The sequence below is a fragment of the Labilibacter marinus genome, assembly GCF_001659685.2.
Lineage (GTDB): Bacteria > Bacteroidota > Bacteroidia > Bacteroidales > Marinilabiliaceae > Saccharicrinis > Saccharicrinis marinus.
The window spans coordinates 253,472-268,927 of sequence record NZ_LXYE02000020.1; the positions used below are offsets into that span (position 1 = coordinate 253,472).

The following is a 15,456-nucleotide window of genomic DNA, read 5'->3' on the forward strand; positions in this document are numbered from 1 at the left end:
TTCGGGACTCTTCATGATAAGGTAGGCTCCACTAAGCAATTAGTGGAGCTTTTTTATGTCTACCTGTGCCTTTATGGTTTTAAACCAATTAATGGTTTTTCGATAAAACGAAGTATTGTAAAAACGTTTAAATTTCTCTTCAATATATGCATTAAAATCTTCACTTGGGCAAAAGTGGTAATGGCTTTTTTCTTCCAAATTCAGTTTAGAGTCATATTTAAGGCTTTTTTTCATATGGGTACCACTACCATCCACGCCGAGGTTATTAATGAAAGAAATAGTGGGATAAACGCTAGGTAAGTTATGTTTGTAGGCAGAATAATTAAAACGAATAGACCAAGAATGAATTTTTTGTTGCTGCTGCTTTAATAACATGATGGATAAATCATTTCCTCCACGGTCAAACTGATGTCTTTTATCTTTATCCAAGAAGAAATGGTTAAAATCAGAAACCTGCCAATCAGTTCGTTGCCAGTTCTGTTTCCAGGTAGCCCAACCCCAGCTGCAATTACGGTGTGCCAGATAAGTATCGTAACTATAATTTTTAGGTTTATTAATATTGGGCGAATATCCAGCTATGCTCCAAATATGATTTGGATTATAATGCTTCAGTGCCTCATTCATAAAACCCAAAAAATAGGGAGAGGTTTCTAAATCATCTTCTAAAACAATAAGTTTAGTTTTTATTTTAAATACATGATTTACACCTTCAATAATAGATTTAGCTAAACCTTTATTTGATGAATTAAAAATAGGTGTTATACTTTTGAAACCGCTTAATTTTTGTAGATAATCTCGCACATCTTCTACGGATTTTTGCTCCTCTTCATTTCTTCCATAATCCGAAAATACATACAAATCACTTTCCTTAGCCAGTAGGTTATTTTGCAAAGCTTCAACGGTACGGCGAGTGTGTTCTAATCGGTTGTATGTAAAAAGAAGTATAGGAGCTGGCATTTAGTAGTTTATATAGTTAAAAATATTGGATGTTTTTATGGCTTCTAATTGAGTGCTTATTTGTTTACTATATTGAGGTAGTTCTTTCAATAATTGGTCCGAAGCATGTATTAAACTATTAATATCAGTAGTCCGTATATCAAAGTAATAATCAGACATATTAAATGTATTCATAACATGACTATATTTATTGGCCCAGCCTAAAACTAAACAAGGTTTGCTCATTTTTAAAGCATGAATTAAGCCATGATATCGTGCCGCAATAACCATCTTCGACGATTCAAATATTTCTTGTAATTCCAATGGATTTAAATCTTCATTAACAAGTTGTACTTGCTCACTTTTTACTTGTTGATATATTAAATCACATAATGCTTTGTCATCTGAAGAATGTCTTGCAATAACTACTTTATTTTCGTTTTTAATCAGATGTTTAATTAAATTTGAAAATATTATAACGATCTCCGTTTCTGGTGTAATTCTGGTTAATTGTTTATTCGGAATAACTACAATTGAATTGGCAGAAATAGGGTAGGAGTTTTGTGTTGGTACAGACTTAAAAATATTATCCGCCTTAATTTTTTCCGATTGCAATACCAAATCAAATGAATCAATCACTTTTTTGGCATTGATCTTTTCTAGATACTTTCTACAATTGGGTTCGCGAATAAAAATGGCATCAGGATATTGTAAGTACTTTTTAATTAAAGGCCATACCACCATTTTTCTCCATCCTGTAAAGTCAAACGGACCAATAGATTGCGGCATAAACATAAATGGTACTTGATACTTTTTAGCCAGTTTTACTGGAAACAGTGTGGCATAGGTCCATATAGGTTTTTGATTGTGCGAACTCACACCGTATCCACTAATGTCCAACACTAAATCAGCCGATTTAAAATGAGTACTTATTTCTGCTTCTGCATTACTAATGGGCTTAGGTTTAACCAATAACTTAAGGATAGGAAAAGCCATTCGTAAAATAGTACGCACGTGCATATTCACTACCTGAAAAGTGTATTCTTCCTTTTTATTTCCTTTTAGAGAAGGAAAAATATCAACCATTACTATTTCGGCTTGTGGATATTTCTTCTTAAGTCCATCCACCAAACAAAACAGCATCGATTGAGCGCCTTTATTGATAAAATTACCACCGGTAATAATAATTTTCTGCATCCTGTTAATTGTATTTTCTAAGTTGCTCCAACGGTTTACGCACCGAATAAGCTAATTTACCATCTTCTGCCGCATATCCATAAGCAATCATCATAATAGGTCGTTCAAATTCGCTTAACGATAGTAGTTGACGTACTTCTTGGTCTTTTGTTTTATTTTCGGGCCAATTTAGAGGACATGAAGCAATACCCAAGTTTTCTAAGGCCAGCATAAAATTCATGGCGGCTAAACTGGCATCAATATACATTAAATGACGATCGGATAGGGAAGGAGACACGTTCATTTGTCCTACCACGGCAACCATAGCTACTAACTCATCCGAGAAGCCTGTTGTACCAGCAGGCAATTTGGCCATTTTCCGAGCTAATTCGGCATCATCAATAATCCTGAAACTAAAGGGTTGGCGATTACAACTACTCGGGGCTAATCCTGCTAATTCAACCGCTTTATCTACCAAAGTTCTATCGGGTATTTTTCCAGCTTCAAAAAATCGAACCGACTTTCTTTTTCTCACCAAGGCATCAAAAGAATTTACGTCTGCTTCAGTATTTTCTGAAACGCCAAAAGGAGCGTACGTTTTTGATGAATGCGAAATAGGAGAGAGCTGTTTAAAAATATGCTGTGCCTGATCTCTTTTGGGAGAAGACGCTGTTACCTCGAAATACTGCGTAAGAATATCGAAGGCCCATTGTATTTGCAGGTTATCGTGTTTGTTATTTACCAAGGTTTGTAGCAAAAAAACGGTTTCTTCAATATAATCCAACGCAAATATTTTACGGCGATTTTTCATGATTAAGCCCTTCTCAATACGATGAATATTTCGGCGCAGTAAAAAGAGGTTTTCTTGCTGACGATGTTGCTTTTTAAGATAGTCTCTACGTGCACCAATAAACATTTTCATTTCGCTGCCAAACGACTTAGAAAAAAGAAAATATAAATTGGGGGCGTAAGGTATTTTAAGGAGTATTGGGTAGATAAATGCATAGTGCCATTTTTCCCTGAATCTCAGGTAAGAATGGTAACTATTCTCAATAAATCTTTGCCCAAATATTTTTCGAATAATCGATTTCATTTATATTATTTGCTTTGAAATCGTAAAATTATAAAAAATGAGGGCATTATTGTGCTTTAGTTTGCAAAGGGAGTTAATAATTTGCAAAGTGAGTCGGCCTGCTTACAAAAAGAAGGAGCTCCTCAGCAAGCGGAGCCACCCCAATGTTGAACAATTATATATTTTAACTAACAATTTATTAGTTTTACAAAGTGCTTATTGCACGGATTTAAGTTACAAACTCGCGCTAGTTATAGTATTAAAAATCATGTAAATCTTGTTCATCCTGTCTAAGAGCTATATAAGCTGTAAATTTCCCTTTTACGTTCTGCCTTCTCCTTTTTCCCGTTCTTCCGTCAGTAGCCGGATAAACCATCTTACCTTTAAACCCTTCAACCTTTTCACCACCCTTTATTGAATAGAAACCTCCACTCTAAAACCAGGTTTTTTCAGGTCTTGGGGCATATTATCAAAATCCACATTCAGCGTTTTAATGGAGCTTTCTTTGCATTCTTTGGTGATGGTAAGGTAATCGTACAACAGTTTGTTTCGCTGCTCATACATGGCTTTAAATTGCTTTTCAATAGTATCCTCACCAGTTATGGCTATATACCTTTGTTCAGGGCTTAACTCAAGCGTTTCTGGCGATAGTTTATTGATGAACTTCACAAACTTCTCATCGGCATCTTTAACATCTTTCCATGTTTCAATATCGGCAGGCGTTTTTTCGGAAATGTAAAGTTGCTTCACCGATTTTTCCGCCATTAGCTTCATTTCTTCTTCAACTGCTGACTCTTGGCGGAAACTAAATACGAGGTCTTCTTTTTTAGTAAGGATATGAGCCACTTTATCTAATACCTTGCGTTGCTCTACCATCAAAGAATCCTGGGTATATTCAAAGTCAATGTGCTCCAGTTCTTCAGGGTGAGTACCAACCAATTTAGCCAAAGAAGCAAATGGTTGTGTGGCTGTTTTAGCCAAAAACTTACCAAAAGTCTTCCAAACCAAAGGCCCTAATCTAAAACCAGGTTCCGAAGGATTTCCGGTAACTGGCAACTCAAACTCTACATTGTCGTCGGCATCTTTAATTAAATACAAGGCTAATTTAAGTGGTACTTTATAAGCGGTTGTATCTTTGGAGTTTTTACCAAACTCAGGTTCACGAACTATTAAATGGTTGTTGTTCTCTAAGCTGGTTGGCGACATCTCAACCAAACAATCGTAATTAAACATACCCGAAATAATAGGGTAACCCAAGTAATATTCTGTATAAGGCGAAAAGCTATGTAAATCTAAATCATTTATTTTAGCATCGTAAAACAATTTATGCGGATTGGCTATGCTAAACTTAGTTTTTCCGCTATACTTGCCATCGTTATTAAAATCCATGCTAAACTCAATGGGGATAGAATCATTTTGTTCTTCCATCTGATACATGGCAACGTTAATGTTTTTAATGTTGTAGCTAAACGGACGATTTAAAGTGTTGTCGGCAAATAACAAATGACCGTCATTTACTACAATGGTATCTACACGATAATACAGGCTACTCGCTTCTTCTGTTTCAACACCTAAAGAATCCGCAGTTTCAGTTTCCAGTGTATCAGCCAATGTGGGTGATAAAAAGTACTCCCAATTACTCATTTCTTTATTTAAAGCAGCCGATATATAAGGTTGATCTACTTGCACCTTATCAATGGTAAAACGCATTTTATCCAGATTAATAGCATCCATGTTTGTGCTCACAGAATTGGCTGAAACAAGCAGCTCCTTTTTATTATCGATTATGGCTAAACTATCTACCTGAACCAAACCAGAAACAACAATACTATCTACTTTATTAATACTTCCATTTATTTGAATATTAGATTGTAAAAAACCCTTTAATTCAGATATATAAACGTAGTCTTTTAAATAATTAGTAAAATCATTAAGCTGTATATCTTGGGTTCCAAAATTTATTTGATAGGCCTGAGTTTGTTGGTCAATATCTGCATCTATATTTACAATACCTTGCTCACCAATCGAGAATTCAACACCCATCTTACTATTCTTGCTATTCCATGCTATTAAGGGTAGCTTTAAATTCAGATTATCAAAATCTAATAAATTATCAATTTGTTGGTCATAATATAGAAACTCACCTTTAACCAACTCAATATTACGGATAGAGAACTTAACATCACTTTCCACCTCCGTACTATCCTGAATAACTGCACTAGTATCTGCAGGAGGAATCATGCTATCAAAGTTAAATACCTCTCCATTTTGAATGATATGCACAAAGGGATTTACCAATCGTATTTGCGAAACGGCATATTCGTTGGTTAGCATTTTCCATGGATCGTAATTCACCAATAACTCATTAAAATAAACGAAGGTATCTTTTTTGTTTTCCTCGTATAGCGTAAAGTTTTTGGCTGAAACCTGCACTTTAAAGTAATTAATATGGAGCTCTTCCAGGGTTAAATTTCGTCCGATAAGTTCCTGACTATTATTAACCAGATAGTTTTTTACAAGAGTAGAAAGAAAGAATAGTGTTACAAATAGAACTAAAGTGATACCACCTAAAATAAGGTATCTTTTTTTAACTTTTGCCATTGAGTTAGTTGTTTATAGTTTTGTTTAAGAACAAATGTACAATAAATAGGTTGAATGCATGAAACAACAAGAATTACAAATTTGCAAAACCAACACAGATAATCGATTACTCAAGCGAGCACGTAATTAAATTTAACAATCTAATAAACTAATGATCTTTCTGATCTCTTTCTCCACTTTTCCTTCTCTGTTCTCCTTTATGGATTAATGTTTTATATAAAAATGCTCAAAACCATATAAAGGAATATCATGGATGTAGCAATTGTTTATTTCAGATAAATGAGGGCCTTCTTTGCATTGTAAAATAAAGGTAGATAACTCATTACGATCTCCTTCTGCATCCACTTCCACCTCTCCACCAGGTAAATTACGCACGTAGCCTTTAATGCCATTTTGTTTGGCTTTTTCCTGAACGTAATATCTATATCCAACTCCCTGAACTCTTCCGCAGATAATCATTCTAACCCTTCTCATCTTAAGTTTGTTTTTATACAATTTACGCGCAAACCTAGAATAATAAAAGGAATTAGTATATAATTTTCCAATGAATTGAATTATTTCTTTCTCTGTATATAGAGCATTTTTACTTTATCATCTAAAGGCGGAAGAAAATTCTTAAAAGCAGTTTCTAACCAGTTTGGTACGTTTGTTTTTACCAATTCAAAGGAATGATATTCTAACAGATGTTGGTTTTCTTTTTGTTTTAGTTCTGATTTCTCGATTAATAGGAGGTTGGTTTTATTAGGTTCAATTAAAGAATCTTGAAAATTATTTAAGTTTAATAGATAATACCCGTCAATATTAGTGCGGTCGTAATAAAAATCGGGAAATAAGCCTCTAATGCTTCTGTAGTTATTTCCTTCTCGTGTATAAATCAGGTTTACTTGTTTATCTGTATAATTTTTAGAAATAAACTTGGGAATTTCATTCCAGCCTCTACCTGCACTTTTGTTGGCATGCCCAATTAAAAGAATAATGTTAAAGATTAGGCAAGCATAAACCAAGAAGTTGATTATACGCATGCTTTTTTCATTGAGCTGTTTAGTAATATCCTCATATGCAATTATTATCGTAATGGGTATTAGGTATGCTAATGGAAATAAGAAACGTAATTCTTTGTGTGCTACAACTGAATGACCTAAGATAAATGGAATAATACACCAAATAAATATATTACTTGGCTGTTTAATAAGTACATAAATAGTCAGTATGGTAATTGGAAATATTAATACAATGTAATAATACCAAGGACTTACCCCGAACGATGAAGCAACATCTTCAATAATATTGGCATAAAAGTATTGCCAGGGAGTAAATACAAATTCTCCGTAAAACCATGAGTCTATTAAAGTTCCAACTAATACAATTCCAATAATAGAAGAAATGACTTTTATGGTATAGCTTAACATACTTTTTTTGTTAAAAAAAATCCATCCAATAAGCCCGGCAATTGCAAACGCAATCTGAAATCTAAACAGAAAACTAATTCCTAAAACTAATCCAATAAGCCAGGGACTTTTGTTTTTAAGTAATAATGATAAAGCCAAAAGAAAGCTTAAACCTGACCAATTTTCAGAGGTAAATCGAACGCCTATAATGGGTATAAAGAAGAATAAGTAAGTTAGAATATAAAATAATGCTTCGTTCTCTTTTTGCTTTATAAATTGAGATGCAGCTTTCGAGAAATATATCAATACAAGCAAACACGCTAGAGCAGAAATTACACGTAGAATAAATGACTGACTAAATGGGGCTGAAATATGTAAACTATTTAATGTAGTAAAAATGCCCATACAAATGGTCGATTGCAATGTTGGACGAATTCTAGCTTCATATTCCCATGCTAAATTTTCTAAAGGAGTATTACCCATTTTATAATTAGCAAACTCAATTATTTGAAAATGTTCATCCGGATTATAGTAGCCGTCATTCTTATAAGAGAAAAGCAGGTATATTAAAAATACAACAATAAAGAATAGCTTTTTATACTGAATTATTAATTGCATATGGGTAGTAAAAAGGTTGTTATTAATGTTGTAAAAATAATAATATAAGTAGTCATTTAATACCCGTACGAGTATATTGTAGATTTTTTTGCGTTAGCATGCAACTATTTAAAGAGGCTGTTGTCCTTATTATAAATTGAAACTAAAATTAATGCGCGCAATTTTCTTTTCAATGCTCAATAAACAGTTGTCTGGTTTAAACCGAGTGTAATAACCATCATACCTTTTAATGAATTAATAATTAGTAAAATGAGAAAATCCATCATTCTTATCATGGGATTGTTATGCCTTAGCGTATCATTTAATGCGCAAGAATTGTCCCAAACTATTCGCGGAAAAATAGTAGATGCAGATAATAAAATGCCTTTGATAGGAGCAGCCATAGTAATACAAGGAAGTCATCCAATTCAAGGAACGATTACAGGACTAGACGGAACTTTTAGATTAGAAAAGATACCCGTAGGTAGAGTTAATTTGCATATATCCTTTATGGGTTATGAAGATAGAATCGTATCTAACTTAACCTTGACTTCGGGTAAAGAAGTTGTTTTAAACTTAGAATTGAAGGAATCCTTACATAGCCTGAACGAGATTGTTGTAAATGGCAGCAAAAAAAAGGGCGAAACCATTAATCAGATGGCATTGATAAGTGCACAGTCATTTACAGTGGAGGAATCGGAACGTTACGCTGGTTCGTTAAGTGATCCTTCACGAATGGTAAGTTCATTTGCTGGGGTAACTAACGATCCGTCTGGTAATAACGATATTATTATCCGAGGTAATTCGCCAACGGGTTTGCTGTGGCAGATGGAGGGAGTGCCTATTCCCAACCCCAATCACTTTTCGGATGAAGGAACAACAGGTGGTCCTATCAATGCTTTAAATAGTTCTATGCTGGCTAATTCCGACTTTTTTACAGGCGCTTTTGCCCCTGAATATGGTAATGCCATGTCAGGTGTTTTTGATATTAAACTACGTACTGGTAATAACGAAAAGCGTGAAAATATCTTTGGTTTTGGTGTATTAGGAACAGATATTACCACCGAAGGTCCCATTAAAAAAGGATACGGTGGATCTTATCTGGTAAATTATAGATACTCTTCACTAAGCTTGTTAAGTAATCTTGGTTTGGTTGATTTTGATGGTATTCCGAAGTATCAAGACGCTTCGTTTAAGCTATGTCTGCCCACTAAAAAAGCAGGTTCGTTTTGTCTTTTTGGACTGGGAGGCAATAGCTCCATTGAAGAGCATGAAGAGGATAATGAAGAGGTGATCAGGAATAAAGGAAAGTATAAATCGTATATGGGTGTAATGGGAGTAAACCATATGATTTCTTTAGGTGCTTCATCTTACCTAAAATCGTCGTTAGCGGTTTCTGCCAATGGAAGTGAATACTCTGGAAGTGAGCTTGAGAATGGAAGTTTCAGGAAGGACTATGAAGGAACCTGGGATAAATCGACTGTTTATGGAAGTATAAAATATAACAACAAGTTTAGTGCAAAAAGTACCTTAAGTGCGGGACTTAATTATTCGCAGTTTTTTTATGACATGCGTGATAATGATTGGAATAGCGAAGATGAGCGATGGGAAAGATTGTTAAATTTTAAAGAAAACGAAGGATTTGTACAGAGTTATGCCAGTTGGAAATACCGTTTAAATACTGAATTAACTATGGTTACAGGTTTACACTATTCTAACTTTTTATTGAATAATGCTGATGCCCTAGAACCTCGTATGGCTTTAAAATGGCAGTTTTCACCAAAACAGAGTTTTAATTTTGGAGCAGGCATGCATAGTAAATTGGAGAGTATTACGGCATATCATGCCATTGTTACCGAAGAGGATGGAAGCACAAGTACGCCCAATAAAAATCTTGAATTGTCTAAATCGAATCATTTTGTGTTGGGTTATGAGCACCGCTTAAGTAATAATTTAAATGCCAAGCTCGAAGTTTATTATCAGCACTTATACGATATTCCTGTAGAAAATGTGGATACCAGCTATTTTTCGCTGATCAACTTAAACCATGGTTATGTAGATAAGGCTTTGGTAAATAAAGGAACTGGACAGAATTATGGAATTGAGCTTACTTTAGAGCGTTACTTTAATGATAGCTATTATTTTATGCTGACGTCTTCTTTGTATAACTCTACCTATCAATCTTTAGAAGGTGTAAAACGAAATACACGTTTTAATGGTAATTATGCCATCAACGTGCTGGGAGGCAAGGAATTTAAAGTAGGTAAAAATGGCAAAAACAATACGCTAGGTGTCAATGGTAAATTATTTTGGAACGGCGGTAGAAGATATGTTCCCTTGGATAGAGAGGCAACTATAGCTCAGGATGCAGAAGTATGGATGTACGACCAAGCTTTTGATGATAGGTTAGATCATATTTTTCAGTGTAACTTAACTATGACCTATAAAATTAATCGTAAAAAAGTGGCTCACGAATTCTTTTTAGATGTAGTGAATCTAACTAACAATCAGGCACGAATAAGCGAGTATTACAACGATTATAATCAAGAAATTGAGTATTCTACTCAGCTATCAATGTTGCCTAATTTTATGTACCGAATTTATTTTTAATGATAAGAGTTCAGGGTGTGAGTATTGATATTTTGTTAGTATCACACTCTGACTATACTGTTTCAATGGAATTATTTTTTAAAACATAATCCTTAATAGGAATATCAGCAGGAAGCCATTGTAAATCATTTATTTCCTCCAGTTTAAACCATTCAATTTCTTCATGTTCTATAACGCGCGGCAGACTGTTCTTTAAGTGGCAAATAAAAGGGTGAAGGACTACTTCTTTATCAGGGTATTGATAAGGAAAAAGGGGAAGTGGTTTTACTATATCAATTTGACAGCCCAACTCTTCTTTAATTTCTCTGATTAAGCTTTGTTGAGCGGTTTCGTTAGGTTCTATTTTTCCTCCAGGAAACTCCCAAAAACCAGCGTGCGGCATATTTTTACTTCGCTTTGCTACAAGAATTTTGTTTTGGTGCTTAATAATGGCACAAACTACATCTATCGTTTTATTATTTGAAATCATATGAGGTAAAAACAATGTTTAATATTGATTGGCTAATGAGTAACTCCCAAAATTGCCATAAAGCTAAAAATAAAGTAAATTGTGGGGCTAAAATCAACGCCTAAATAATGTCAAAAAAAGTAGTTCCCGAAAAGTGGATCCAAACCAAGGTAGCAGTTGGCTTTTCTATTATAATTGCCATTGCTGTAGTCATATTTTCCATTACATATTTTTCCGTTATATCTATTGTTCGTGTTCAAAATGAAGATTACGGGCATGAGCACGAGTTTACTTATCTCAATCAGTTAATATTCGAAATTATTGAAACAGAGGGGGTAAGTAGGGTTTATAGCATTACTGGTGATAGTGAGTATAGAGAAGAATACCAACAGCATCACGATTCGGTTTTGTCGGTTATCAATTATTTACACCTTCTATTTCCAGATAACGTTTCGCAAGGAGGTATTGATGAAATAGAAAGGCTGTATCTGCAAAAAAAGGAATTAATGGATCAGTTGGTACGTGTAAATCTTAAAAAATTAAACACGGAGACGACCCAAAATATCATTTCATCAATTCCCGATTCTTTAAATTATGAAGTAACGCAATACACCTATTCCAGTTTAAAAGTAGATTCGGCGCAGCAAGATGTAATATTAGAAGACACGGTAATATTCATTCAGCCTAATAAACAGCCCGAAAAGAAAGGGTTTTTTAGACGAATGGGCGATTTGTTTGGAAGTAGTAAAAAAGAGAATGAACCAGCTGTTGAACTAGAGGCTGTGGTGAGTAGAAAAGTAGATTCTACTGTGATGCGAGAAATTAGGCCCAACGAAAATATTGAAGAAATTAAAAGCAGAATTCAGTATGCCGAAAAACAAGAAAAGCGTATAAACATTAAGGTACAGCGACACGAGAATGAACTTATACAGTTGGATAGGCAACTGACCGATCAAATTAAAACTATTGTTAGCAACCTGCATAAAACCACCATTAAAAGAAACGAGGCTAAACGAAAAGAATTAGAGGTTTTACGTAGTGATATGGTGGATAGAATTCTACTGTTGGTGGCTACTGCTGTATTATTAATGTTAATCTTTATTTTTTGGATTAGTAGAGATATTGCTAAAAGTACCAAGCTGAAGAATGACATAATTAGAGCGAAAGATAGGGTGGATAAATTACTTAAAGTAAAGGAACAGTTTGTGGCACATATGAGCCACGAAATACGCACACCATTAACATCTATCATAGGTTTTTCCGAACAACTTTCTGAAATGCTAAAAAGCAAAGAACAGTTGCAGGTTTCTGAAAGAATTTTACTGTCTGCAGAGCATTTAAATGGATTGATAAATAACGTATTAGATACTTCGGTACTGGAGTCGGGTAATATTGCTTTTTATAAGGATAATATTGTTGCAACATCTTTTATGGATGAGCTGCATCAATTATTTGTTTTAAAGGCAGAACAAAATGGTATTAAGCTTACTCATCAGGTAGATTCTAATATAGAGGCTTTTGAATCGGATACACTGAGATTGAAGCAAGTGCTCATTAATTTAATAGGTAATGCATTAAAATTCACGCACGAAGGAGAGGTTTTTTATGAGCTGAAGTTACAAAAGGATAAGCTTATTTTTAGCGTAAAAGATACGGGTATTGGTATTCCTCGCGATAAACAGAAAACCATTTTTAAAATTTTTAACCAGGTAAATATTAGTCTTTCGCGTAAGTATGCTGGTACGGGTTTAGGCTTGTCTATCAGCCGTCAAATTATCGAAGCCATGGGTGGAGGTATTAGTGTTGAAAGTAAACCGAACGAGGGGAGTGTTTTTACTTTTGATATTCCTTATGTAAAAGGGGTTATGACTGCAGCCAATAAAACTAGTAGCGAAAAGTTTTTATTCAAGGATAAAAAGGTAATGGCAGTTGATGATGATGAAATGATTTGCCAGTTGATAGATAGTATTCTTCATAAAAAAGTAGAGAGGCTGGATGTTATCTCAACTCCAGAGCCTGCTATACAGGCCATCAATCAAGTAAATTACGATTTATTTATGATTGATTTACACATGCCAAAGGTAGATGGTTTGCAACTATTAAAGGTTATCAGAGAGAATAAAAAGCTGACTACTCCAGTGCTCTTTTTAACGGCCGATATGGTAAATTCTGAATTAAAAGAAGCCAATAAAGCAGATAATGTATGGGTGATGTCAAAGCCTTTTACCCAGAAGAAGATTATGACAAAATTAGCGCAGATATTTAATATCAAGGTAGAAGAAAAAGTTGAGGTGGTAGAAGAGTTGTCAAAAGAACTGACCGCTGAAATGAAAGAGGATAATAATCAGCTATTTAGTTTAGATGAAGTAAAATCCTTTACAGGAGACGATGATGAGTTTCTGAATTCTGTTATTCAAACCTTTATTACCAATACCGATCAAGGTATTCTAGACATGAATGAGGCGCTTGAAAAAGCCAGTCCATACCAGGTAGTTTCGGAACGAGCACATAAGTTGTTAACGGGATTTCGCCAGTTTAAAATAGAACAAGGAGTGTTGTTATTGGTAGAACTAGAAAAATCTAAATTAAGCAAACCACCTGTAAATGATCTTGTGCAAACAAAGCAAGCATTTGTAAGTCTTTGGGGAAGGGTTAGAGAAGAATTAATGGATTTTTCTAAGGTTTCACTTTAGGCAAAACCTTAGAAAAATAACCTTAGGCGTCAATTCCGTATTTATATATTTTGTTGTATAAGGTTTTTCTATCTATACCTAAAATGCGGGCTGTTTTAGCTTTATTATATTTGGTTTGTTCCAGCGTTTCAACAATCATCTCTTTTTCCGATTTCTCTTTGGCTTCTCGCAGTTGCACAGGAGCTTGTTCAAATAAAGCTGGCTGCTGAATTTCAGGGGGTAGTTCGTTCAGTGTTATTTCATTTGTTTTAGCCAATAAAACTGCCCTACGAATAACATTACGAAGTTCACGTAGATTTCCTGGCCAATCGTAGCTTAAAAATATTCTCTCCACATCAATGCTTAACAGCACATCGGTTTTATTAAATTCGGTGGATGCCATAGCCAAAAAACGATTTCCATAAATTGGAATATCTTCCTTTCTACTGCGCAATGGCAACATATTAATAGAGAATTCATTTAAGCGATGATACAGATCTTCTCTAAACTTACCACTAAATGATGTGGTTCGTAAATCCTCGTTAGTTGCTGCTATTATTCTACAATTAATAGGATATTCTTCATTGCTTCCTAAACGACGACCTTTACGCTCCTGAATGGCTCTTAGTAGTTTAACCTGAACATCGTAACTCAGGTTTCCTATCTCATCTAAAAAGATGGTTCCATCCTTAACAGCCTCAAAATGGCCTTCTTTATCTTCTAAAGCACCTGTAAACGATCCTTTTTTATGGCCAAAAAGTTCGCTGGATGCAATGTCGGTATGTAGGGCACCACAATCCACCGCCACAAATGGCTTAGTATTATGCTTGCTTAATTCATGAATACGTTGTGCAACAAACTCTTTACCTACACCACTTTCTCCTAATACTAAAACGGATAATTCAGTGGCAGATATAAGTTCTATCTGTTGGTCTACCTGTTCGGCATACCTACTAATACCTTTAATATAATTACTGGATGGAGTAGGAGGAGCCTGGTCTGGTTCGGCAGAGGCTTTAGCAACACCTCTATTGATAACGTGTAAAAGCTCGTCGGGATTAACGGGTTTGGCAATATATTCAAAAGCACCCAATTTAATGGCGCTTACTGCTACCCGAATATCAGAGTAAGCGGTGATTAAAACTACGGGTATTTTGCTGTCTTGTTTTTTTATTTCAGGAATAAGATCAAGTCCAGTTCCTGTGTCTAACCTGTAATCGGTTAAAACTATATCGAAAGATTGCTTTTGAATGGATTCAATGGCGGTGTTAAAGGTGCTCACGAAAACTGTTTTAAAGCCTTTTCGCTTTAAAAAGCCTTCTATCATTAATCCAAAAGAAGTGTCGTCGTCAACTATTAAAATTTTTGTCATTCCCGAAAATTACAAAAGCGGCTAAAATTATAAAACATCTTTTTGATGATATATATTATTAAAAATCACCTAAATAATTATGCTAAACTAGCTCACTTTAGGGCATAAAAAAAGCGAGTCAACGTTTTGACCCGCTTTAGCCTAGAACTACATTTAACTATATATGGTAACTATAATAGTCTAGAGTTAGTGGTATCGCTTAATTTTGTGTGTGTTGTGTGTTGTGTCGTTTGATACCGATACCTATTGTGTGATATGAGAAATTCTTTACTCGTAAATAACTAAACCCTGGTCTTCTACATTGGGTACTGTTACATCAGGAAGACTAGCTGTTTTTAATAGCACAAGACTTATAACCACAACTAATGATGTAATAATAAGTGCTGAGAGTTTGTTTATAAATGTCTGATCCATTGATCTAAAATTTTAATAAAGTTGTTATTCGGTAACTGTATATGTCAAAATTGTGCCATAAATGAGCTTTGAAATCATGATTTTTTCTAATGTGCTGATATTCAGTAATTATATTTGACGAATGTTTTTTATTTGGTGATGAGTGTAGAATTGATTGATAAAAAGTGTAG

The 15,456-nt window shown here is 34.5% G+C and carries 11 protein-coding genes; 2 read left to right on the top strand and 9 right to left on the bottom strand.

All coding sequences use genetic code 11. The annotated features are described in order from the left end of the window. Positions 1–39 precede the first annotated feature (39 nt). From A8L32_RS10060 to A8L32_RS10085, 6 genes are all read right to left on the bottom strand, one after another. Positions 40–957, bottom strand: coding sequence for a glycosyltransferase family protein (locus tag A8L32_RS10060; RefSeq protein WP_066630337.1), 918 nt, complete (start codon positions 955–957; stop codon positions 40–42). Then, complete coding sequence (locus A8L32_RS10065; protein ID WP_066630338.1) at positions 958–2,133, bottom strand: polysaccharide pyruvyl transferase family protein; 1,176 nt, start codon at positions 2,131–2,133, stop codon at positions 958–960. 4 nt (positions 2,134–2,137) lie between these two features. Beyond that, the gene (locus A8L32_RS10070) at positions 2,138–3,205 is read right to left on the bottom strand and encodes a nitroreductase family protein (RefSeq protein ID WP_083631256.1); all 1,068 of its coding nucleotides are present in this window, start codon (positions 3,203–3,205) and stop codon (positions 2,138–2,140) included. Positions 3,206–3,595: 390 nt separating this feature from the next. Next, a complete protein-coding gene (locus A8L32_RS10075) occupies positions 3,596–5,785 on the bottom strand; it encodes a DUF748 domain-containing protein (RefSeq protein WP_066630340.1) in 2,190 nt (729 codons plus the stop codon). A gap of 204 nt (positions 5,786–5,989) precedes the next feature. Next, complete coding sequence (locus A8L32_RS10080; protein ID WP_066630342.1) at positions 5,990–6,259, bottom strand: acylphosphatase; 270 nt, start codon at positions 6,257–6,259, stop codon at positions 5,990–5,992. Between the two features lie 80 nt (positions 6,260–6,339). Further along, a complete protein-coding gene (locus tag A8L32_RS10085) occupies positions 6,340–7,791 on the bottom strand; it encodes a glycosyltransferase family protein (RefSeq protein WP_066630347.1) in 1,452 nt (483 codons plus the stop codon). Positions 7,792–8,040: 249 nt separating this feature from the next. On the opposite strand from A8L32_RS10085, the gene A8L32_RS10090 reads away from it, so the two are divergent. Next, on the top strand, positions 8,041–10,380 hold the full coding sequence (locus A8L32_RS10090; protein WP_066630349.1) for a TonB-dependent receptor: 2,340 nt from the start codon (positions 8,041–8,043) through the stop codon (positions 10,378–10,380). 52 nt (positions 10,381–10,432) lie between these two features. On the opposite strand, the gene A8L32_RS10095 is transcribed toward A8L32_RS10090, so the two are convergent. After that, on the bottom strand, positions 10,433–10,849 hold the full coding sequence (locus A8L32_RS10095; protein WP_066630350.1) for a (deoxy)nucleoside triphosphate pyrophosphohydrolase: 417 nt from the start codon (positions 10,847–10,849) through the stop codon (positions 10,433–10,435). A gap of 107 nt (positions 10,850–10,956) precedes the next feature. Between A8L32_RS10095 and A8L32_RS10100 the strand changes: the two genes are divergently transcribed. Further along, a complete protein-coding gene (locus tag A8L32_RS10100) occupies positions 10,957–13,521 on the top strand; it encodes a hybrid sensor histidine kinase/response regulator (protein ID WP_066630351.1) in 2,565 nt (854 codons plus the stop codon). Positions 13,522–13,543: 22 nt separating this feature from the next. On the opposite strand, the gene A8L32_RS10105 is transcribed toward A8L32_RS10100, so the two are convergent. Both A8L32_RS10105 and A8L32_RS23525 read right to left on the bottom strand, forming a co-directional pair. Then, positions 13,544–14,872 carry a sigma-54-dependent transcriptional regulator gene (locus A8L32_RS10105; protein ID WP_066630353.1) on the bottom strand — a complete coding sequence of 443 codons (1,329 nt, stop codon included), beginning with the start codon at positions 14,870–14,872 and terminating at the stop codon, positions 13,544–13,546. Between the two features lie 267 nt (positions 14,873–15,139). Further along, positions 15,140–15,286 carry a hypothetical protein gene (locus A8L32_RS23525; RefSeq protein WP_158027222.1) on the bottom strand — a complete coding sequence of 49 codons (147 nt, stop codon included), beginning with the start codon at positions 15,284–15,286 and terminating at the stop codon, positions 15,140–15,142. Positions 15,287–15,456: the final 170 nt, after the last annotated feature.

Bases quoted from the DNA above. Each gene is read 5' to 3' on its own strand.
- A8L32_RS10060 (WP_066630337.1), bottom strand. From the start codon at position 957: ATGCCAGCTCCTATACTTCTTTTTACATACAACCGATTAGAACACACT.
- A8L32_RS10065 (WP_066630338.1), bottom strand. From the start codon at position 2,133: ATGCAGAAAATTATTATTACCGGTGGTAATTTTATCAATAAAGGCGCT.
- A8L32_RS10070 (WP_083631256.1), bottom strand. From the start codon at position 3,205: ATGAAATCGATTATTCGAAAAATATTTGGGCAAAGATTTATTGAGAAT.
- A8L32_RS10075 (WP_066630340.1), bottom strand. From the start codon at position 5,785: ATGGCAAAAGTTAAAAAAAGATACCTTATTTTAGGTGGTATCACTTTA.
- A8L32_RS10080 (WP_066630342.1), bottom strand. From the start codon at position 6,259: ATGAGAAGGGTTAGAATGATTATCTGCGGAAGAGTTCAGGGAGTTGGA.
- A8L32_RS10085 (WP_066630347.1), bottom strand. From the start codon at position 7,791: ATGCAATTAATAATTCAGTATAAAAAGCTATTCTTTATTGTTGTATTT.
- A8L32_RS10090 (WP_066630349.1), top strand. From the start codon at position 8,041: ATGAGAAAATCCATCATTCTTATCATGGGATTGTTATGCCTTAGCGTA.
- A8L32_RS10095 (WP_066630350.1), bottom strand. From the start codon at position 10,849: ATGATTTCAAATAATAAAACGATAGATGTAGTTTGTGCCATTATTAAG.
- A8L32_RS10100 (WP_066630351.1), top strand. From the start codon at position 10,957: ATGTCAAAAAAAGTAGTTCCCGAAAAGTGGATCCAAACCAAGGTAGCA.
- A8L32_RS10105 (WP_066630353.1), bottom strand. From the start codon at position 14,872: ATGACAAAAATTTTAATAGTTGACGACGACACTTCTTTTGGATTAATG.
- A8L32_RS23525 (WP_158027222.1), bottom strand. From the start codon at position 15,286: ATGGATCAGACATTTATAAACAAACTCTCAGCACTTATTATTACATCA.